Origin of the sequence: Ideonella benzenivorans (genome assembly GCF_020387415.1) — a bacterium.
In the GTDB taxonomy this organism is placed as follows: Bacteria; Pseudomonadota; Gammaproteobacteria; order Burkholderiales; family Burkholderiaceae_C; genus Ideonella; species Ideonella benzenivorans.
The window spans coordinates 379138-400772 of the sequence record NZ_JAGWCB010000008.1; the positions used below are offsets into that span (position 1 = coordinate 379138).

16 protein-coding genes are annotated in these 21635 nt (G+C 68.0%); 8 read left to right on the plus strand and 8 right to left on the minus strand.

All coding sequences use genetic code 11. From position 1 onward, the window contains the following. Positions 1 to 65 precede the first annotated feature (65 nt). Positions 66 to 1688, plus strand: coding sequence for a class I poly(R)-hydroxyalkanoic acid synthase (gene phaC / locus KGA65_RS07410; RefSeq protein WP_225862655.1), 1623 nt, complete (start codon positions 66 to 68; stop codon positions 1686 to 1688). A 102-nt stretch (positions 1689 to 1790) separates the two neighbouring features. After that, a complete protein-coding gene (gene phbB / locus KGA65_RS07415; protein WP_225862501.1) occupies positions 1791 to 2531 on the plus strand; it encodes an acetoacetyl-CoA reductase in 741 nt (246 codons plus the stop codon). Positions 2532 to 2610: 79 nt separating this feature from the next. On the opposite strand, the gene KGA65_RS07420 is transcribed toward phbB, so the two are convergent. From KGA65_RS07420 to map, 5 genes are all read right to left on the minus strand, one after another. Continuing rightward, entirely contained in the window at positions 2611 to 3240 is a 630-nt protein-coding gene (locus KGA65_RS07420) for a YitT family protein (protein ID WP_225862502.1), read from the minus strand. Next, positions 3237 to 3455 (minus strand): DUF2788 domain-containing protein, encoded by a 219-nt coding sequence (locus KGA65_RS07425; RefSeq protein WP_225862503.1) that lies wholly within the window; start codon positions 3453 to 3455, stop codon positions 3237 to 3239. Before KGA65_RS07425 ends, KGA65_RS07420 begins: the two co-directional genes overlap by 4 nt. Continuing rightward, entirely contained in the window at positions 3456 to 4256 is an 801-nt protein-coding gene (locus KGA65_RS07430) for a DUF2189 domain-containing protein (protein WP_225862504.1), read from the minus strand. 123 nt (positions 4257 to 4379) lie between these two features. Further along, positions 4380 to 7019: a [protein-PII] uridylyltransferase gene (locus tag KGA65_RS07435; protein ID WP_225862505.1), complete on the minus strand. Its 2640-nt coding sequence runs from the start codon at positions 7017 to 7019 to the stop codon at positions 4380 to 4382. A gap of 22 nt (positions 7020 to 7041) precedes the next feature. Next, complete coding sequence (gene map, locus KGA65_RS07440) at positions 7042 to 7845, minus strand: type I methionyl aminopeptidase (RefSeq protein ID WP_225862506.1); 804 nt, start codon at positions 7843 to 7845, stop codon at positions 7042 to 7044. A 132-nt stretch (positions 7846 to 7977) separates the two neighbouring features. Here map and purL point away from each other — a divergent pair, with 132 nt between their 5' ends. The 3 genes from purL (at position 7978) to KGA65_RS07455 (ending at position 12957) form a co-directional block, all read left to right on the plus strand. After that, on the plus strand, positions 7978 to 11982 hold the full coding sequence (gene purL, locus KGA65_RS07445) for a phosphoribosylformylglycinamidine synthase (protein WP_225862507.1): 4005 nt from the start codon (positions 7978 to 7980) through the stop codon (positions 11980 to 11982). A 17-nt stretch (positions 11983 to 11999) separates the two neighbouring features. Further along, complete coding sequence (locus KGA65_RS07450; RefSeq protein WP_225862508.1) at positions 12000 to 12617, plus strand: beta/gamma-crystallin; 618 nt, start codon at positions 12000 to 12002, stop codon at positions 12615 to 12617. A 115-nt stretch (positions 12618 to 12732) separates the two neighbouring features. After that, complete coding sequence (locus KGA65_RS07455) at positions 12733 to 12957, plus strand: YMGG-like glycine zipper-containing protein (RefSeq protein ID WP_225862509.1); 225 nt, start codon at positions 12733 to 12735, stop codon at positions 12955 to 12957. A 15-nt stretch (positions 12958 to 12972) separates the two neighbouring features. On the opposite strand, the gene KGA65_RS07460 is transcribed toward KGA65_RS07455, so the two are convergent. Together KGA65_RS07460 and KGA65_RS07465 are read right to left on the minus strand one after the other, a co-directional pair. Continuing rightward, complete coding sequence (locus tag KGA65_RS07460) at positions 12973 to 15003, minus strand: oxidoreductase (protein WP_225862510.1); 2031 nt, start codon at positions 15001 to 15003, stop codon at positions 12973 to 12975. 116 nt (positions 15004 to 15119) lie between these two features. Continuing rightward, complete coding sequence (locus KGA65_RS07465) at positions 15120 to 16670, minus strand: methyl-accepting chemotaxis protein (RefSeq protein WP_225862511.1); 1551 nt, start codon at positions 16668 to 16670, stop codon at positions 15120 to 15122. A gap of 132 nt (positions 16671 to 16802) precedes the next feature. Between KGA65_RS07465 and KGA65_RS07470 the strand changes: the two genes are divergently transcribed. From KGA65_RS07470 to ftsH, 3 genes are read left to right on the plus strand one after another with little or no spacing between them, the layout of a single operon-like run. Further along, on the plus strand, positions 16803 to 17024 hold the full coding sequence (locus KGA65_RS07470; protein WP_225862512.1) for a SlyX family protein: 222 nt from the start codon (positions 16803 to 16805) through the stop codon (positions 17022 to 17024). 27 nt (positions 17025 to 17051) lie between these two features. After that, entirely contained in the window at positions 17052 to 17660 is a 609-nt protein-coding gene (locus KGA65_RS07475) for a hypothetical protein (protein WP_225862513.1), read from the plus strand. A 30-nt stretch (positions 17661 to 17690) separates the two neighbouring features. Beyond that, positions 17691 to 19532 (plus strand): ATP-dependent zinc metalloprotease FtsH, encoded by a 1842-nt coding sequence (ftsH, locus tag KGA65_RS07480; RefSeq protein WP_255650469.1) that lies wholly within the window; start codon positions 17691 to 17693, stop codon positions 19530 to 19532. Here the strand turns inward: ftsH and KGA65_RS07485 are convergent. Continuing rightward, positions 19514 to 21523, minus strand: a complete 2010-nt coding sequence (locus KGA65_RS07485) for a peptidase U32 family protein (RefSeq protein WP_375142618.1) — start codon at positions 21521 to 21523, stop codon at positions 19514 to 19516. The two genes, ftsH and KGA65_RS07485, sit on opposite strands and share 19 nt — an antisense overlap. Positions 21524 to 21635 lie beyond the last annotated feature (112 nt).

Here is a 21635-nt window from a genome sequence, read left to right on the forward strand (position 1 = left end):
CAGACTCATCCCCGGCGTCAGAGACGCCCAACCCCGCGGATGCCTTCGGGGCCGCCATCGGGGGCATGTGGAAATCGATGGCCGGTGTGAGCGTCCCGGCCAGCGTGCTGTCCCAGGTGCAGGCGGATTACCTGCGGGACGCCACGCTGTTGTGGAACAGCGTGCTGGGGCCGGCCGCCGGAGAGGGGACCACCCCCTTGCCGCCGGTGAAGGATCGACGCTTCAGCGCCCCGGACTGGCAGCAACAGCCGACCACCGACTACCTGGCGCGGATGTACCTGCTCAACGCCCGGGCGCTGGCCCAGATGGCCGATGCCGTGCAGGGCGATGAGAAGACACGGGCCCGCATCCGCTTTGCGGTGCAGCAATGGATCGACGCCGCCAGCCCCAGCAACTACCTGGCCCTCAATCCCGAGGCCCTGCGCAAGGCCATGGAGAGTGGCGGCGGCAGCATCCTGCAGGGCCTGCAGCACCTCTGGGAAGACCTGCGGCAGGGGCATGTGTCCCAGACCGACACCACCCAGTTCGAGGTGGGGCGCAATGTGGCCACCACGGAAGGTGCGGTGGTCTATGAGAGCGAGCTGTTCCAGCTCATCGAGTACAAGCCATTGACCGCCAAGGTGAACGAGCGGCCGCTGCTGATGGTGCCGCCGTGCATCAACAAGTACTACATCATGGACCTGCAGCCGGCCAACTCGCTGGTGCGCTATGCGGTGGCCCAGGGCAACCGCGTATTCATGCTGAGCTGGCGCAACCCGGACCCCAGCCTGGCCAGCCGCACCTGGGATGACTACATCGACCATGCGGTGATCGAGGCCATCCACACGGTGCAGGCCATTGCCGGGGCCAAGCAGATCAACACGCTGGGCTTCTGCGTGGGCGGCACCATGCTGGCCACGGCGCTGGCCGTGCTGGCCGGGCGAGGCGAGGAGCCGGCCGCGTCGATGACCCTGCTGACCACCTTGCTGGACTACACCGACACCGGGGTGCTGGACGTGTTTGTCGACGAAGCCGCGGTGCAGTTGCGCGAAATGACCATCGGCGACCAAGCCCCCGGCGGCCCCGGCCTGCTCAAGGGTCAGGAGCTGGCCGCCGCGTTCAACTTCCTGCGGCCCAACGACCTGATCTGGAATTACGTCGTCGGCAACTACCTGAAGGGGGAGATGCCACCCGCCTTCGACCTGCTCTACTGGAACGGCGACTGCACCAACCTGCCCGGGCCGATGTACTGCTGGTACCTGCGCCACACCTACCTGGAAAACCAGTTGCGCGAACCCGGCGCGCTGACGGTCTGCGGCCAGCCGCTGGACCTGGGCAAGGTGACCATCCCCGTCTATCTCTACGCCTCGCGGGACGATCACATCGTGCCGTGGCAGAGCGCCTATGGCTCCACCCACATCTTCCACGGCCCGCGTCGCTTCACACTGGGAGCCAGCGGCCACATCGCCGGGGTGATCAACCCGCCAGAAGCCCGCAAGCGCAACCACTGGGTCCGAGACGATCTGCCGGCCACGGCCGATGAATGGCTGGCGGGCGCCCGCGAAGAGGCCGGCAGCTGGTGGACGGATTGGTCAGGCTGGCTGGCTGGGCAGGGTGGGCGCCAAGTGGCCGCTCCCAAGACCTACGGTGGCCGAGGCTACAAGGCCATCGAACCCGCCCCTGGACGCTACGTGCGCACGCCGGCCTGAATCGCCGGCCGGAGAGGGATTGTCCCGAGGGTGCTGCGGTGCAGCAAAGGCCATAGTGCTTCAGAGTGACTTCATTTCCAGACCAGAGAGGAGAGACAGACCATGGCACAACAGAAATTGGCGTACGTGACGGGGGGCATGGGAGGCATCGGCACCGCCATCTGTCAGCGGCTGGCTCAGAATGGCTTCAAGGTGATCGCCGGCTGTGGTCCCAGCCGCGACTACGAGAAATGGCTGGCCGAGCAAAAGGCGCAGGGCTTTGCGTTCCATGCTTCGGTGGGCAACGTGGCGGATTGGGACTCGACCGTGGCGGCCTTCGCCCAGGCCAAGGAGACGCATGGCCCGATTGACGTGCTGGTGAACAACGCCGGCATCACCCGCGACCGCATGTTCCTGAAGATGAGCAAGGACGACTGGGACGCGGTGATCAGCACCAACCTGACCTCCATGTTCAACGTCACCAAGCAGGTGGTGGGCGACATGGTGGAGCGGGGCTGGGGCCGCATCGTTCAGATCTCGTCGGTCAACGGCGTCAAGGGCCAGGCCGGCCAGACCAACTACTCGGCCGCCAAGGCCGGCATGCACGGCTTCACGATGGCCCTGGCGCAGGAACTGGCGGTCAAGGGCGTCACGGTGAACACCGTGAGCCCCGGCTACATTGGCACCGACATGGTCCGGGCCATCAAGCCAGAGGTGCTGGAGAAGATCGTGGCCAGCATCCCGGTCAAGCGCCTGGGCAAGCCCGAGGAGATCGCCTCCATCGTCGGCTGGCTGGCCGGAGAGGACTCCGGCTTCACCACCGGGGCGGACTTCTCCTGCAACGGTGGCCTGCACATGGGCTGAGCACCAGAACACCGACAACAGCAAGGCCGGACTCCTCCTCGTCGGGGGGGACCCGGCCTTTGTGCTGTCTGGCGCCCGCTCAGAAGGCCATGTAACGGCCCGGTTTGTGGTTCACGGCCAGCGCGAAGTTCATGGCAGCCGCCCCCAGGATCGACAGCGCCAGGCGCGGCAGATCGACCCACGGCAAAGAAGCCAGCAAGATGGTGGCATCCAGGGCCAGCTGCACCTTGCCGGCCCGCCAGCCAAAGCGCTCCTGCAACCAGAGCACCACGGCGTTGAGCCCGCCCAGGCTGGCGCGGTGACGGAACAGGATGATGAAGCCCGTGCCGATCAACAGCCCGCCGGCCAGGGCCGCGAACAAGGGATGCACCCGATCGAAGTGCAGCCAGCGGGGCATCCATTCGCTCAGCCAGGACAGCAGCGTGACCGCCAGCATGGTCTTGACGGTGAAGCGCGTGCCCAGCCGCCGCCAGGCCAGCCAGTAGAAGGGCAGGTTGATCGCAAAGAACACCGGGCCAAAGGACCAACCCGTCATCAGGCGGGTCAGCAGGGCGATGCCGACCGTGCCGCCGGTCATCAGGCCGACCTGGCGGAACATGGCCAAGCCGATGGCGACGAACAAGGTGCCGATCAGCAGCCCCTGGACATCTTCAAACAGCGTGTGCTTGTGCAGCGGTGCCTCGCTGCCGGTGGTGGCTGCAGCGCTCATTCGATGATGCCTGCCATGAAGAACTTGATCAGTCCCTTGGCCGCAAAGCCCAACAACCCCACCCCCAGGCCCAGCAACAGCACGAAGGTGCCAAAGCGGCCGGCCTTCGATTCCCGCGCCAGCTGCAGGATGATGAACACCATGTAGAGCATGAAGGCCGTGACCCCGAAGGTCAGGCCAAACCATGCGATTTGCTCTTCTGTGAAACCGAACATCTAACCATCTCGCTCCGCCCAGGCAGAGCCGTCCACAACATCCCGGTAGGCATGCCAGCTGGCATGCCCCAACCAAGGAACGATCACGATCAATCCCACCATGGCCGTGGCCATGCCCACGGCCGTCAGCCCCAGCAGCAGCACCGCCCACAAGGCCAGCGCGGCGGGATGCTCCAGCACCACCTTCCAACTGGTGAGGACGGCCCCCAGCACGCCGATCGGCCGATCCAGCAGCAAGGGCATCGCCACCACGGTTGAGGCAAACACCGGCGCTGCCAGCAGGGCCCCCAGGGCCAGCCAGGATTCGAACACGAAGCCGTCCCGTGCCAGCACCACCTCACGCAAGAAATCTTCCAGCGTTTCCACGCGCCGCGGCACCAGTCCGGTGACCAGCAGGGCCGAGGTCATCACCCAGCCGGTGCCGGCAAAAGCCAGAAGGATACCGAAAACCACCAACCGGCCATCCCGCGGCGCCCAGCATGCCAGCGCGGTGTTCAGGTTCGGTGACCGGCCCCGCGCCAGGTCGTGGCTCACGGCGTACAGGCCGGTGACCAGCAGCGGCGCCACCAACAGGAAGCCGCTGAAGGCACCGATCAGCAACCAGAAGTGCCGCCACGCCATCGCCAGCAGCAGGGTGCCAAACAGCGCTGCCACCAGGCCGTGCAGCAGGCCGGGCCCGGGGCAGCGCCACAGGTCTTGCCAGCCTCGCGCCAACCAAGCCAGGGGCCGCCACAGCGGCAGACTGCGTACCCGGTAGCTGCGGGACTCCAGCAGGGCCTTCTCGGCCAGGCGCAGGGACATGGCGGATCTCCTGACATGCACGTCGGGCGCCCCGGGGCGGGGCCCCTGGCGAGGAGTGTCGGGGCCGCATCGACCGGCTGCCACCGGGGCGATCCCGTACCCGGACGCCCGGTGTCGGGCCAGTCACCGCGGTGGGGCCAGCACGTCCAGCAGCTCGCTCTCGACCTGCAACTGCGTCTTGGGCAGCTGCATGGCCTGGCCGCAGACCAGGAAGGTGTCTTCCACCCGTTCGCCCAGGGTGCTCACCTTGGCCAGCTGCAGGCTGATCTGGTGCTGCCCCAGCACGCGGGCAATGGCGTACAGCAGGCCCGGGCGGTCGCTGGCACTGACCGAGAGCAGCCAGCGCTGACGCCGTTCGTCCGGGCGCAGGTTCACCCGCGGTTTGACCGGGAAGGAGCGCACACGCCGCGACACCCGGCCGCGGGGCACCGATTCGGGCAGTGGCGCGGTGCTGGCCAGGGCCTGGACCGCCTGGGTCTCGACCAGCGAGATCATGTCCCGGTAGGCCGAAGGCTCGGGATCGTCGATCGCCGAGCTGACCACCTGGAAGGTGTCCAGCGCATAGCCCAGGCGGGTGGTGTGCACCTTGGCGTCCTGGATCGAGAAGCCGGCGCCGTCGAAGTAGCCACAGATGCGGGCGAACAGATCGGGCCGGTCTGGCGCGTAGACCAGCACCTGCAGGCCTTCGCCGATGGTCGAGGGCCGCGCACGGACGATCGGCTCCTTGGACTGCAGATAACGCCACAGCGAGCGGGCATGCCAGGCCACCTCCGAAGCGTCATGGCGCGCGAAGTAGCTGACCTCCAGCGTGTTCCACAGCGGCTCCTCGGTGCCGGGCAGCGCGGAGTGCAGGGCCAGCAGATGGCGGGCCTCCTGCTTGCGGGCCTCGATCTCGGCATCGGCGTTGGGCGTGGTGCCGCCCAATGCGCGCAGCGTCATGCGGAAGAGGTCTTCCAGCAGTTTGGCCTTCCAGGCGTTCCAGACCTTGGGGCTGGTGCCGCGGATGTCGGCCACCGTCAGCAGATACAGGCCGCTCAGGCGCCGGGCATCGCCCATCTTCTGCGCGAAGCGGGCGATGACGTCCGGATCCGACAGGTCTTCCTTCTGGGCCACCCGGCTCATGGTCAGGTGCTCGTGCACCAAGAACTCGACCAGGGCGGAGTCGGTCTTGTCCAGACCGTGGTCACGGCAGAAGCGCCGCACCTCGACCGCCCCCAGCTCGGAATGGTCCCCGCCCCGGCCTTTGGCCACGTCGTGGAACAGGGCGGCGATGTAGAGCAGCCAGGGCTTGTCCCAGTTGGCCGCCAGCTGGCTGCACTGCGGGTACTCGTGCGCATGCTCCGGAATGAAGAAGCGGCGCACGTTGCGCAGCACCATCAGGATGTGCTGGTCCACGGTGTAGACGTGGAACAGGTCGTGCTGCATGCGCCCGACGATGCCGCGGAACACCCACAGGTAGCGCCCCAGCACCGAGGTCTGGTTCATCAGCCGGAAGGCGTGGGTCTGGCCGTCGTGCTGCTGCAGGATCTCCATGAACAGCGCCCGGTTGAACGGGTCGCGCCGGAAGGCGCTGTTCATCACGCCGCGGGCGTTGTAGAGCGCGCGCAGTGTCCGGGCCGACAGCCCCTTGACCCCCGGCGTCTGCTGGTAGACCAGGAAGGTCTCGAGGATGGCGTGCGGGTTGTCGAGGTAGAGGTTGTCGTGGGCCACCTCGATCATGCCGGCCCGGTCCAGGAAGCGGGCATTGATCGGCCGCATCGGCGCGCTTTCGGACCCGCTCACCCGCTCCTCGATGTTGAGCATCAGGATCTGGTTGAGCTGGGTGACCGCCTTGGCCGCCCAGTAGTAGCGGTGCATCAGCACTTCGGAGGCCCGCTCGCTGCCACTGGCGTGGAAGCCGAAACTCTCGGCCACCGCGGTCTGCAGGTCGAACACCAGCCGGTCCTCGCGCCGCCCGGCCACCAGGTGCAGCCGGCAGCGGATCAGCTTCAGGATGCCTTCGTTGCGCTGCAGCTGCTTGACCTCGAACGGCGTGATCAGGCCCTTGGACGCCAGCTCGGCCCAGGTCTTGCCCAGCCGGGCCGCCCGGGCCACCCACATCACCACCTGCAGATCACGCAGGCCGCCCGGGCTTTCCTTGCTGTTGGGCTCCAGCGCGTAGGGCGTGTCCTCGTACTTCTCGTGCCGCTGGCGCATCTCCAGCATCTTGGCCCGGAAGAAGGCCGCCGGATCGACCGCGTCCAGCGTCTGCTGGGCAAACTGCTTGTAGATCCGCCGCGGGCCGCACAGCAGACGGCTTTCCAGCAGGGCGGTCTGCACGGTGACATCGGCCCGGGCTTCGGTCACGCATTCGGCCAGGGTCCGCACCGAGGAGCCGATCTCCAGCCCCACATCCCAGCAGGCGGTGATGAAGTCGGAAACGGCCGACTTCACCTGCTCATCCTGCGCCTGCCCCGCGGGCAGCAGCACCAGCACGTCCACGTCGGAGTAGGGGAACAGCTCCCCCCGCCCATAGCCCCCCACAGCCATCAGCGCCGCCTGCGAGGGCAGGCCGGACTGGCGCCAAAGCCGGACCAGCGTACCGTCCACATGCCGGGCCAGCAGCTTCATCAACCGCACAGCGCCGGTGATGGTCGGCCGGGCGGCGCGGAAGTGGTCCAGCAGCTCCGCCTTGCCCTGCTTGAATTGGGCGCGGATCTCCGCAATGGACAAGGGACTGGCCTCCGCCGAGGGGAAGGCGAGGGGGGTGTCGGCGTGGGCCATGGTACTGCGGTGGCCGGAGGCGTCAGGCGTTGACGAAGGCGGGGGGCGCGGGGGTACCGGCCGACAGGGTCAGCACCTCGTAGCCGGTCTCCGTGACCAGCACCGTGTGCTCCCACTGGGCCGACAGGGAGCGGTCCTTGGTGACGATGGCCCAGCCGTCGGGCCCTTCCTTGATCTCGCGCCGGCCGGCGTTGAGCATCGGCTCGATCGTGATCGTCATGCCGGCCTTGAGCTCTTCGAGCGTACCGGGGCGGCCGTAATGCAGCACCTGCGGCTCCTCATGGAAACCGTGGCCGATGCCGTGGCCGCAGAACTCGCGGACCACCGACAGGCCGTTGTTCTCGGCAAAGGTCTGGATGGCGTGGCCGATGTCGCCCAGGCGGGCGCCCGCATGCACCTGCATGATGCCCTTCCACATAGCCTCGTAGGTCAGCTGGCACAGCCGCTTGGCCGCGATCGACCCTTCGCCCACGATGAACATCCGGCTGGAATCGCCATGCCAGCCATCCTTGATGACCGTGATGTCCAGGTTCACGATGTCGCCGTTTTTGAGCGGCTTGTCGTTCGGGATGCCGTGGCAGACCTGGTGGTTGATCGAGGTGCAGATCGACTTCGGGTACGGCTTGTGCCCCGGCGGCGCGTAGTTCAGCGGCGCGGGAATGGCCTTCTGTTCGTACACGATCAGGTCGTGGGCCAGCTTGTCCAGCTCATTGGTGGTCACGCCCGGCTTCACATGTTCGGCCAGCATGTCCAGCACCTCGGACGTCAGGCGTCCGGCCACGCGCATGCCCTCAATGTCGGCAGCACTCTTGATGGTAATGGTCATGCTGGAATTATCCCATCGCGTCGTAAAATTGCTGGTTTCCATGGCCACGCCAGTGCTTTAGTTCAGTACCGGATGTGGCCTGTGTCACGACGGCACCGACCGCCTCAGACCGCCGCCAACCGACGGGATTCCATGTCCACAGCTCCCAAGCACCTGATGCACTTCGAGGGCGGCAACGCCCTGTCCGCCTTCCGCGCTGCCGCGCTCCTGCCCCGCCTGCAAGCCGCCTGCCCGCGCATCACCGGGGTGACGGCCCGCCATGTGCACTGGGTGTGGTCCGATGCACCGCTGGCACCGGAGGCCCAGGCCAAGCTGGCCGAGCTGCTGAACTATGGGGACCCCGCCCTGGGTGACGAGGGCACGCTGGTGCTGGTGATGCCCCGACTGGGCACGGTCTCGCCCTGGGCCTCCAAGGCCACCGACATCGCCCACAACTGCGGCCTGGCCATCCACCGGGTCGAACGGGTCACCGAGTACCGGTTGCAGCTCAAGAGCGGCTTGGTGAGCAGCCTGACCGGCGGCGCCAAGCCACTGAGCACCGAGGAACTGCAGGCCTGCGCGCTGCTGCTGCACGACCGCATGACCGAGAGTGTGGCCTTCGAGCGCGAGGCCGCAGCCCACCTGTTCGACGAGAAGCCGGCCGAGCCGATGGCCCACGTGGACGTGCTGGGGCAGGGGCGATCGGCGCTGGAGGCGGCGAACGTCACCTTCGGCCTGGCGCTGTCGGACGACGAAATCGACTACCTGGTCCAGGCCTTCACCGGCCTGCAGCGCAACCCGACCGACGTCGAGCTGATGATGTTCGCCCAGGCCAACAGCGAACACTGCCGGCACAAGATCTTCAACGCCGAGTTCGTCATCGACGGCGAGAAGCAGCCGCTGTCGATGTTCGGCATGATCCGCAACACCGAGAAGCTCAACCCGCAGCACACGGTCATCGCCTACAACGACAACGCGGCGGTGATGGAGGGCTGCGTGGTGCAGCGCTGGCTGCCTGCCGGTTACCAAGACGCCCCCGTGTATGGCGCCCGCGAGGAACGGGTCCATGTGCTGATGAAGGTGGAGACCCACAACCACCCCACGGCCATCTCGCCGTTCCCGGGCGCCTCCACCGGCGCCGGGGGCGAGATCCGCGACGAGGGCGCCACCGGCCGGGGTTCGCGCCCCAAGGCGGGTCTGACCGGCTTCAGCGTCTCGAACCTGCATCTGCCGGACACGAATGAGCCCTGGGAAGCCCAGCCCTACGGCAAGCCCGAGCACATCGCCAGCCCGCTGCAGATCATGACCGAAGGCCCGCTGGGCGGCGCGGCCTTCAACAACGAGTTCGGCCGGCCCAACCTGGCGGGCTACTTCCGCGTCTACGAGCAGACGGTGGGCGAGGGCGCGCAGGCCATCCGCCGCGGCTACCACAAGCCCATCATGATCGCCGGCGGCCTGGGCACGATCAGCGACAACCAGACCCAGAAGCTGCCGTTTGGCGCCGGCACGCTGCTGGTGCAACTGGGCGGGCCGGGCATGCGCATCGGCATGGGCGGCGGCGCCGCCAGCTCGATGGCGGCCGGCACCAACACCGCAGCGCTGGACTTCGATTCGGTGCAGCGCGGCAACCCTGAAATCCAGCGCCGGGCGCAGGAAGTCATCAACCACTGCTGGACGCTGGGCGAGGCCAACCCCGTGCTGGCCATCCATGACGTGGGGGCCGGCGGCATCTCCAACGCCTTCCCTGAGCTGGTGGACGGCGCCGAGAAGGGCGCCCGCTTCGACCTGCGCAAGGTGCCGCTGGAAGAGTCTGGCCTGGCACCCAAGGAAATCTGGTGCAACGAGAGCCAGGAGCGCTATGTGCTGGCCGTCGACCCGGCCCGGTTGGATGCCTTCGACGCCATGTGCCGGCGGGAACGCTGCCCCTACGCGGTGGTGGGCGTGGCCACCGATGACAAGGAACTGATCCTGGAGGACGGTCCCGAGGGCGAGAAGGTCATCGACATGCCCATGGACGTGCTGCTGGGCAAGCCGCCCAAGATGCAGCGCGACGTGACGCGGGTCGAACGCACGTTGGCGCCGCTGAACCTGACCGGCGTGGCGCTGAACGAAGCCGCCCGCAATGTGCTGCGCCATCCCACCGTGGCCAGCAAGCGCTTCCTGATCACCATCGGCGACCGCACCGTGGGCGGCCTGAACCACCGTGACCAGATGGTCGGCCCCTGGCAGGTGCCGGTGGCCGACTGCGCGGTGACGCTGGCCGACTTCGCCGGTTTCCGCGGCGAGGCGATGAGCATGGGCGAGCGCACGCCGCTGGCGGCGCTGGACGCCCCGGCCTCGGGCCGCATGGCGGTGGCCGAGGCCATCACCAACCTGCTGGCCGCGCCCTTCGAACTCTCGCGCGTCAAGCTCAGCTGCAACTGGATGGCCGCCTGCGGCGAGCCGGGCGAGGATGCCGCCCTCTATGAAACGGTCAAGGCCGTGGGCATGGAGTTGTGCCCGGCCCTGGGCGTGAGCGTGCCGGTGGGCAAGGACAGCCTGTCCATGCGCACCCGCTGGAGCGAAGAGGGCCAGACCCAGCAAGTCGTGGCCCCGGTGTCGCTGATCGTCTCGGCCTTCGTGACCCTGGACGACGTGCGCGGCACACTGACGCCGCAGCTGCAGGACGGTGACACCACCCTGATCCTGGTGGACCTGGGCAACGCCCAGCGCCGCATGGGCGGCTCCATCCTGGCGCAGACCCTGCAGCAGTTCGGCGATGCCGTGCCCGACCTGGACGATCCGGCCCAGCTCAAGGCCCTGGTGGCCGCCGTCAACCAGTTGCGTACCGAAGGCAAGCTGTTGGCCTACCACGACCGCTCCGACGGCGGTCTGTGGGCGGCGGCCTGCGAGATGGCCTTTGCCGGCCACCGCGGTGTCAGCCTGAACGTGGACATGCTGGTCTTCGAGGGCGACGGCATCAGCGACAGCCGTGCCGACACCGGCGACGCCAAGAACTGGGCCACCCAGGTCAGCGGCCGCCGCGACGAGCTGACCTTGCAAGCCCTGTTCAACGAAGAACTCGGCGCCCTGCTGCAGGTGAAGACCGCCGACCGCGATGCGGTGCTGGCCACGCTGCGCGCGCATGGCCTGTCCACCTGCAGCCACGTGGTGGGCAAGCCCAACGACAAGGGCGTGATCGAGGTCTGGCGCGATGCCAAGAGCCAGTTTGCCGCCCCGCTGACCGAGCTGCAGCAGATCTGGGACGAGGTGAGCTGGCGCATCGCCCGCCTGCGCGACAACCCGGCCGGAGCCGACCAGGAGCACGCCGGCGCGGGGGGCGAGGACCCGGGCCTGCACCTGGCACTGAGCTTCGACCCGGCCGAGGACGTGGCCGCCCCATACATCGCCAAGGCCCGGCCCAAGGTGGCCATCCTGCGCGAGCAGGGCGTCAACAGCCATGTGGAGACCAGCCATGTGTTCGCGCTGGCCGGCTTCGACGCGCATGACGTGCACATGAGCGATCTGCAGTCCGGCCGTGTGCCGCTGTCGCAGTTCCAGGGCTTCGTGGCCTGCGGCGGCTTCAGCTATGGCGACACCCTGGGCGCCGGCGAGGGCTGGGCCCGCTCCATCCTGTTCAACCCGGCGCTGGCCGAGCAGTTCCAGGCCTTCTTCGGCCGCAGTGACACCTTCGCGCTGGGCATCTGCAACGGCTGCCAGATGATGGCGGCACTGAGCCCCATCATTCCGGGGGCCGAAGCCTGGCCCAAGTTCACCCGCAACAAGAGCGAGCAGTTCGAGGCCCGCCTGGCGCAGGTCGAGGTGCTGGACAGCCCGTCGATCTTCTTCCAGGGCATGGCCGGCAGCCGCCTGCCCATCGCCACCGCACACGGCGAGGGTTTTGCCGACTTCTCGCAGCGCGGCGACGTCAACCAGGTCCATCAGGCCATGCGTTATGTGGATGGCCATGGCCAGCCCACCGAGGTCTACCCGTTCAACCCGAACGGCAGCCCGGGCGGCCTGACCTCGGTCACCACGGCGGACGGCCGCTTCACGGTGCTGATGCCCCACCCGGAGCGGGTGTTCCGCAATGTGCTGATGAGCTGGAACGGCGGCGACATCAGCGCCTACAGCCCCTGGATGCGCATGTTCCGCAACGCGCGCAAGTGGGTGGGCTGATCACGCAGGAGACCGTCATGCTGAAGCCTTGGCTGCTGGCTGGATGGATGGTGCTGATGTCGGGAGCCGCGTGGGCGGACATCACGCTCTACCAGGATGCGAACTTCCAGGGGCGTGCCCAGTCCACCTCGGGCGAGGTGTCCGACCTGCGCGACATCGGCTTCAACGACCGGGTCTCGTCCATCATCGTGCGGGGCGGGCGCTGGGTGGCCTGCAGCGATGCGCACTTTCGGGGGCAATGCGTCAGCCTCGCTCCGGGCGGCTATCCCTCGCTGTCCGAAATGGGGTTGAACGACCGCCTCTCCTCGGTGCGGCCTGAGTCGAACGGCTGGGGCGACGGGGCCTGGCAGGACGGAGGTGAACACGCCATCGACCTGTACGAGCACAACAACTTCCGGGGGCGCTCGCTGGACGCCAGCCAAGGCCTGGCCGATCTGAGCCAGGCGAACTTCAACGATCGTGTCTCTTCTGTGGTCATCCGGCGCGGGCAGTGGGAACTGTGCAGCGATGCGGATTTCCGTGGCCGCTGCATCACCGTGGGGCCTGGCCAGTACCCTGATCTGTCACGCTGGAATCTGAACGACACGCTGTCGTCGGTGCGGCCGGTGCGTCGGCGTGGCTTCTGGGGCGACTGAGCCGCTGCGGCGCCAGGCTGTCGGCGCATTCCGACAAGCGATCGGGCGGCTGGCTGATGGCCTGGTCGGCGCGACGGCGCGAAGCTGACGTCCTGGCCACTGCCAGGAGACCCTCATGACCACTCACACCTCTGTTCGCTGCGTTTCGATTGCCATCCTGGGCCTGTCGGCCCTGTCCCTGACCGGCTGTGCCGGCATGAGCCAGCGCTCCAAGGACACTGCGGTTGGTGCCGGTTTGGGCGCCGTGGCCGGCTCGGTGATCACCGGCGGCACCACGGCCGGCGCCATCGGCGGCGCCGTCATCGGCGGCGTGATCGGCCACGAAAACGGCAAGCGGTAACGCCTGGGCGCGCGCTCAGAGGCGGGCGCCCAGGCGCACGCCCTGGTCGATGGCCCGCTTGGCATCGAGCTCACCGGCTTCCTGAGCACCGCCGATCACATGCACCTGCAGGCCGGCGGCTTCCAGCGGCTGCTGCAGGCTGCGCAGTGATTCCTGCCCGGCACAGAGCACCACCGTGTCCACCTCCAGCCAGCGCAGGTTGTCGCGTCGCTCACCGTCGGACACCTGCAGACCGGCATCGCCAATGCGCTCGTAGTTCACGCCACCGACAAACTTCACACCGCGCTGTTTCAATGCAGCACGGTGGATCCAACCGGTGGTCTTGCCCAGCCCGGCGCCCAGCTTGCCGGCACGGCGCTGCAACAGCAGCACATCCCGCGGTGACCGGTGGACCGGCAGGGCGCCTTCCACCAGGCCGCCCCGGGCCAGGGCCGGGTCCGTCACACCCCATTCCGCCAGCCAGGCAGGCAGGTCGAGCGCGCTGGAGCGCCCCGTCTGGGTCAGGAATTCCGCCACATCAAAGCCGATGCCGCCGGCGCCGATGATGGCCACACGGTCGCCCACGTGCGCGCCCTGCAGCACATCCACATAGCTGAGCACCTTGGGGTGCTCCTGTCCCGGGATGCGGGGGTTGCGCGGCAGCACGCCGGTGGCCAGCACCACCTCGTGGAAACCATCGTGCACCAGGTGCTCGGCCTGCACCCGGCGCCCCAGGTGCAGGTACACGCCGGTAACGTCCAGGCGCCGGCGCCAGTAGCGCAACGTCTCATGGAACTCTTCCTTGCCTGGCACCTGCTTGGCCAGGTTGAGCTGCCCGCCGATCTCCTGCGCAGCCTCGAACAGATGCACCTCGTGGCCGCGCTCGGCCAGCGTGGTGGCCGCTGCCAGGCCGGCCGGCCCGGCGCCAACCACGGCCAAGCGTCTGGGCGCATGGACCGGCAGGATGCGCAGCGTCGTCTCATGCGCCGCACGCGGATTCACCAGGCAACTGGCCAGCCGGTTGGCGAAGATGTGGTCCAGGCAGGCCTGGTTGCAGGCGATGCAGGTGTTGATCTCATCGGCCCGGCCGTCGTGGGCCTTGCGCACGAAGTCCGGATCGGCCAGCAGCGGGCGGGCCATCGACACCATGTCCGCATAGCCTTCGGCCAGCAGCACCTCCGCCGTTTCGGGCGTGTTGATGCGGTTGCTCGCCACCACCGGGATCTTCAGTTCGGCCCGCATCTTCTTGGCCAGCCAGGCAAAGGCGGCCCGCGGCACACTGGTGGCGATGGTCGGCACCCGGGCCTCGTGCCAGCCGATGCCGGTGTTGATGATCGTGGCACCGGCGGCTTCCAGGGCCCGGCCCAGCTGCACCACCTCGGCCCAACTGGAGCCGCCCGGCACCAGGTCGATCATCGAGAGGCGGAAGATCAGGATGAAATCCGGCCCCACCGCCTCGCGGGTGCGTCGGACGATCTCCACCGGAAAGCGCATGCGCTGCGCATAGGGGCCGCCCCATGCGTCGTCCCGCTGGTTGGTCGCCGCGGCCAGGAACTGGTTGATCAGGTAGCCTTCGCTGCCCATGATCTCGACCCCGTCGTAGCCGGCCTCACGGGCCAGCACCGCGCAGCGGACGAAGGCGCGGATCTGCCGCTCGACACCGGCGCTGCTGAGCGCATGCGGCCGGAACGGCGAGATGGGCGAACGCAGGGCGCTGGGCGCCACGGCCAGCGGGTGGTAGGCATAGCGACCAGCGTGCAGGATCTGCAGCGCAATCTTGCCGCCCTCGTCGTGCACCGCCTGGGTGACGGCGCGGTGCCGACGCACCCCGGCCTGGGACGCCAGCAGGCCAGAGAACGGTTTGAGCCAACCCACCATGTTGGGCGCAAAACCACCGGTCACGATCAGCCCCACGTCACCCCGCGCACGCTCGGCAAAATAGGTGGCCAGGCGGCTCAGGTCCCGGCCATCCTCCAGGCCCGTGTGCATGGAGCCCATCAGGACCCGGTTCTTCAGCGTGGTGAATCCCAGGTCCAGGGGCTGGAGCAGGTGAGGGTAGCGACTCATCGGTGGGCAGAGTGGCCGCAAGGGCCAAGACGGCGGAACGCGCAGTGTGCACGTTCTATCGCCGGCGGCGTGTCACCGCGACACCACACCGTGGCAGGGACAGCCTGCCCGGGGGTTCAGAAATTGAAGACCTGGACCGAGCGGCGCAGGGCGTCGGTGCGGTGGTGCAGGACCTCGACCGCGGCGGCGGTCTGTTCCACCAGTGCGGCATTGGCCTGGGTCATCTGCTCCAGATCGGCCACCGCGGTGTTCACCTCGGACAGGCCGGTGGATTGCTCGGCGGTGGCAGCGCTGATCTCGCGGATCATCTCGCCCACGCGCTGCACCTCGGCCACGGTGCGGTGGATGGTCTGGTTGGCGTCGGCCACCTGCCGGGTGCCTTGTTCGACCTGCTCGACCGAGCGGCCGATCAGCGCGCGGATCTCGGTGGCGGCCTCGCCGCTGCGGCGGGCCAGGGCGCGCACCTCGCCGGCCACCACGGCAAAGCCGCGGCCCTGTTCACCGGCGCGGGCGGCTTCCACCGCGGCATTCAGGGCCAGGATGTTGGTCTGGAAGGCCAGGCTCTCGATGATCTGCACGATGCTGGCCACCTTGTGCGAGGCCTCGTCGATGGAACTGATGGTGGTGCCGACCCGGGTCATCGCCTCACCGCCCTGGGTGGCGGCCGACGCCGTGTCCAGGCTCTGGCGCTGGACCTGGGCCGCCGTCTGGGCCGTCTGCTGCACCGTGCCGGCCATCTGCTCCATCGACGCGGCCGTGCGCTGAACGGCGCTGGCCTGGGCCTCGGTGCGCTCGGACAGGTCCTTGCTGCCGCGGGCGATCTCCCCAATGGAGTCGGTCGTGCCGGCCACCTCTGCGCGGGCATCCCCGATGACGGCCCGCAGGTTCATCTGGATGTGGCTGAGTGCGCGGGTCAGCCCGCTGAGCGGGTGCGGGTGGACCTGGTCGATGCTCGACGCGAGGTTGCAGCCCGCCAGGTCGTTGGCGAATTGCTCGGCATCGTCCATGCGGCGCTGCACGCTCTGGTGGAACCAGGTCACGACCACAGCCGACCCAAGCGCGGCGGTGGCCGCCGCCGCCCAGATCGGTGCAGCGGGCACCAACGCAGAGGCCCCCAGCATGCAGACCACCACGGCCCCCAGCCCCGCCGCCAGCCGCTGGGTCAGCGTCAGGCGATGCAGCAGGTTGGGCAGATCCCGCGGCCCGAGGTAGCGCACGCGTCCCGCATGCAGCTTCAGCCGGTGCCGCCCGGTTTCCCGTCCCTGTGTGATCTGCGCGTACAGCGCCTCGGCAGCACGGACGTCCTCGGGGCTGGCTTCTTCCCGCACCGACATGTAGCCGGTGGGCTTGCCGTTTTTCATGATGGGCACGACATGCGCCATCACCCAGTAGTGGTCCCCGTTCTTGCGGCGGTTCTTCACCACGCCGGACCAGGGGCGGCCCCGCCCGATCGTCGACCACATGTCCTTGAACGCCTCCGGCGGCATGTCGGGATGGCGAATCAGGTTGTGGGGTTGATGGATCAACTCGTCGTATTCATACCCACTGACCTCCACGAAGGCCCGGTTGCAGTGGGTGATGCGACCCTGCTCGTCCGTCGTGGAGACCAACAAACTGCCCGCAGGGATGGGAAACTGCTGCTGCGTGACAGGCAGGTTGACGCGCATGGAAGGGTTCCTCTGACAACTTCTTCGGTATCACCGCCGTGGCAGGCGTGGCTTCGATAGACTGTAAACAGGCATCCCGGGGGCAAGCAGCCAATAAGCCGGGATGAACTCCCTTATCTCCGAACCGCCCTCATGCCGATCTCGTCCGATGCCCTGGAACAGCGCCTTGTCGATCTGGAGGTCAAGCTCAGCTTCACCGACGATCTGCTGGAACACCTCAATGCCACGGTCGCCCGGCAGCAGGAGCAGATCGACCTCCTGCTGCGGGAGTTGCTGCAGCTGCGTCGGCAGTCCGATGCCGAGGCCAGCCCCACGTTCCGAAGCCTGCGCGATGAAATCCCTCCGCACTACTGATGGGCCCGCTCCCGGGCGAGCTGCGGCATGACGGAGCGCCTGCAGGCCCTGCTGCAGCGGCTGCACGAGGTCGAAACCGACATTGAGCAGGAGGTCGCCCGGCACCGGGAGGAATTGCAGGTCCGGCTGACCGAGACCGGCGTGCAGTTCGAGCAGTCGGTGCTGGCGCGGCAGAAGGCCCTGCGGCGCCGGCTGGGCCGTTATGTGGCCGATGCCCCGCCGCTGTTCGTGCTGACCACCCCGGTGATCTACGCCGGCATCGTGCCGTTTCTGTTGCTGGATCTGTTCGTCACGCTCTACCAGTGGATCTGCTTTCCGGTCTACGGCATTGCCAAGGTCCGTCGGGCCGAGCATCTGGTGTTCGACCGCGGCAGCCTGGCCTACCTCAACCTGATTGAAAAGCTCAACTGCGCCTACTGCAGCTATGGCAACGGCGTGCTGGCCTACGCCCGCGAGATCGCGGCCCGGACCGAGCAATACTGGTGCCCCATCAAGCATGCCCGGCGGGTGCTGGGCAGCCACCCCCACTACCGCCACTTCACCGACTACGGCGATGCGCAGGCCTGGCTGCAGGAGCTGGAGCGCCTGCGCCGCGAACTGGCGCCCGGCGCCGACAACACCCCGCCCCAGGCCTGAGCCCAGGTCCGCGGAATCCACCTCACCACCATGCCCATCACCCAAAAACACACCTGGAATCTCAGCTACTGGTTCATCGCCGTCCTGATGCTGTTGACCCTGCAGGACCTGTGGCAGAGTGCCCGCGAGGTCGAGGCGGTGCCGTACAGCGCCTTCGAGCAGGCCCTGGCCGACGGCAAGATCGCCGAGGTGCAGGTCTCGGACCGCCAGCTGACCGGCAGGCTCAAGACGCCGCAGGGCAGCAAGGTGCTGCTGGTCACCAACCGGGTCGAGTCGGACATCGCCGCCCGGCTGGACGCCTACCACGTGCCGTACAGCCGGGTCATCGAGAGCACCTTCCTGCGCGACCTGCTGTCCTGGATCGTGCCGGCCGCCGTGTTCTTCGGGCTCTGGTTCTTCGTGTTCCGGCGTTTTGCCGACAAGGCCGGTGGCGGGCTGGGCGGCTTCATGGCCATCGGCAAGAGCCGCGCGAAGGTCTATGTGCAGACCGACACCGGTGTGACCTTTGCCGACGTGGCCGGGGTGGATGAGGCCCGGGCCGAGTTGGCCGAGGTGGTGGATTTTCTGAAACACCCCGAGGCCTTCGGCCGCCTGGGCGCACACATTCCCAAGGGCGTGCTGCTGGTCGGCCCCCCGGGCACCGGCAAGACCCTGCTGGCCCGCGCGGTGGCGGGGGAGGCCGGGGTGCCGTTCTTCTCGATCTCGGGCAGCGAATTCGTCGAGATGTTCGTCGGGGTGGGCGCCGCGCGGGTGCGTGACCTGTTCGAGCAGGCCCGGGCCCAGGCGCCGGCCATCATCTTCATCGACGAGCTGGATGCCCTGGGCCGCGCCCGTGGTGCCTTTCCCGGGCTGGGCGGGCACGACGAGAAGGAGCAGACCCTCAACCAGCTGCTGGTCGAGATGGACGGCTTCGATGCCAAGGCCGGTCTGATCATCCTGGCCGCCACCAACCGGCCGGAGATCCTCGACCCGGCGCTGCTGCGCGCCGGCCGCTTCGACCGCCAGGTGCTGGTGGATCGGCCCGACAAGAAGGGGCGGCTGGACATCCTGAAGGTGCATGTGCGCAAGATCACCCTGGCGCCCGACCTGAAGCTCGACGAGGTGGCGGCCCTGACGCCCGGCTTCTCCGGCGCCGACCTGGCCAACCTGGTCAACGAGGCGGCGCTGGTGGCCACCCGCCGGCAGGCCAGCGAAGTGACGCTGGCCGACTTCACCGCCGCGGTGGAGCGGATCGTCGCCGGCCTGGAAAAGAAGAACCGCCTGCTGATCCCCAAGGAGCGTCACACCGTGGCCGTCCATGAGATGGGCCACACCCTGGTGGCGCTGACCCAGCCGGGGACCGACCCGGTGCACAAGGTCAGCATCATCCCGCGCGGCATCGGCTCGCTGGGCTACACCATCCAGCGTCCGACCGAGGACCGCTACCTGATGACCAAGGTCGAACTGGACCGCAAGATGGCGGTGCTGTTGGGCGGCCGGGCGGCGGAGATGCTGGTCTTTGGCGAGCTTTCCACCGGTGCCTCGGACGATCTGGCCAAGGCCACCGACCTGGCGCGCGAAATGGTGATGCGCTATGGCATGGACCCGGAGATCGGTTTTGTCGCCTACGAAACCCAGCGCAACGCCATGCTGGAGGGCGGGGAGGGGGCCAGCCCGCAACCGGCGGTCACCCATGTCTCGGAGCAGACCCAGGAGCGCATCGACCAGGCCATCCGTGCCCTGGTGATGGGCGCCTTCGAGCGGGCCACCACCTTGCTGACGCAGCACCGGGCGGTGCTGGACGAGGGCGCCGCCGAACTGCTGCAGCACGAAACCCTGGACGAGGCCGCGCTGAAGCGGCTGACCGGCGGCCTTCAGCCGGCCGCGGTCTGACGGCGGGGTCGCGTCCGGTAGAACTGGATCGGCACCCCTTCCCGGACGGCTGTGCGCTCGGCGGCCTGGGCCTGATTCAGGATGTTCTTCTTGATCCGGCCCACGACATGCATCTCGCAGGGCTTGCAGTCAAAGCGCAGCGTCAGCACCTCGTCGCCGTTCTGGAGGGTCAGCGGCTCGGCCCGCACCGTGCCCTGCACCCCCGTCACGCCCTTGGCCTGTTTGGGGCACAGGCTGAGCGAGTAGCGCACGCAGTGCTTGGTGATCATCAGGCTGGCGTCGCCCAGGGCCTCGTGGCTCTCGTAGGCAGCCTCGATGATCTTCACCCCATGGCGGGCGTAGAAATCGCGCGCCTTCTGGTTGTAGACGTTGGCCAGGTAGCTCAGGGTGTCCTCGGGAAAGGGCACCGGGGGCTCGACGGGCGGCCGCCGGGCCAGACGCTCACGCCCGGCCTCGCGCGTGGCCTCCAGCGCCGCCACCGCGTCGCGGCGCAAGGCGTTCAGCGCCGCCGCTGGCAGGAACCAGGGCTGGCTCAGCGACAGCGCGATGTCGCGGGCCCGGAAGATTGTGCTGCCCAGCTTGGCCAGCCCCTCGCGCAGCGCAGCCTCGGCCCGCTCGGGCTGCTGGGCGGGCTCATGGGGATGCGCCAGCGTGGCCTGCGCTGAATACCCGTCCTCGTCTGTTGCGGTGAGCGCCAGGCCGGTCGGTGTCTCCGACAGGTGCCAATCCAGCGCGATGCGCCGGTCGCTGCTCTTCTTGCGCAGTACCCGGTCCCAGGCCATGTCCCGGTTGCGCATCAACACCGTGCCGCGGCGCAGATCCTTCAGCTCGGCCAGCGGGTCCTTGGGCACCACCCTGAACCGCCGGCCGTTGGCGTCCAGCGGCTCGGCGGTGTTGATCGGCACGCCGCGCAGCTCCTGCTGCAGATCGAACCAGGTGATGGCGTCGCCGTTGTTCAGCGCACCGATGCCGGCATCGAGCTCGACCTCCAGATGGTCCACCCCGACACGGGCGACATGGCCCAGCGGCAGGCCGGCGTGCTTGGGGGTGTCGAAAGCGCCGATGTCCTGCTGGCGGCCCTGCACGAAGTAGTCGGTGCTGCCCCGGTTGAAGTTGCGGTCTGGATCCGGTGTGAACAGAAAGCTCGTCCGGCCGCTGGAGGCGGGGGCCAGGTCGGTGCGCTCCTCCAGCAACTGGTCCAGCAGGCGCCGGTAATGGGCAGTGATGTTCTTCACATAGCCCATGTCCTTGTAGCGCCCCTCGATCTTGAAGCTGCGCACGCCCGCATCCACCAGCGCCGCCAGGTTGGCGGACTGGTTGTTGTCCTTCATCGACAGCACATGCTTTTCATGGGCCACGATGCGGCCCTGGGTGTCCGTCACCGTCCACGGCAGGCGGCAGGCCTGGGAGCAATCGCCCCGGTTGGCGCTGCGGCCGGTCTGGGCGTGGCTCACATAGCACTGGCCGGAATAGGCCACGCAGAGGGCACCATGCACAAAGAACTCGACCACCGTGCCGGCAGGCAGGGCGTCGGCCACCGCCCGGATCTGGGGCAAGCTCAGTTCCCGCGCCAGCACGACCTGGGAGAAGCCGGATGCCGCCAGGAAGCGCGCTTTCTCGACCGAGCGGATGTCGCACTGGGTGCTGGCATGCAGCTGGATCGGCGGCAGGTCGATCTCCAGCAGCCCCATGTCCTGGATGATGAGCGCATCCACCCCGGCCTCGTACACCTGCCAGGCCATGCGACGGGCCGACTCGAGTTCGTCGTCGCGCAAGATGGTGTTGAGGGTGATGAAGATCTTGCTGCCGAACCGATGGGCATGCCGGACCAGACGCTCGATGTCCTCGATCGGGTTGCCCGCTGAAGCGCGTGCACCAAAACCGGGCCCTCCGATGTAGACCGCGTCGGCGCCATGGTTGATCGCCTCGATGCCGATCTCGGCATCCCGGGCTGGCGCAAGCAGTTCCAGTTGGCGGGTTCGGTCAGACAGTCTCATGGGGCCGCATGGTACCGAGCTTCCGACGGGCGGCGCCGTCTCCTCTGCCCAAGGGATGTCATCGTATTTTCTGTGATGGATGTCACCGGTACTTTCACTTCATCCT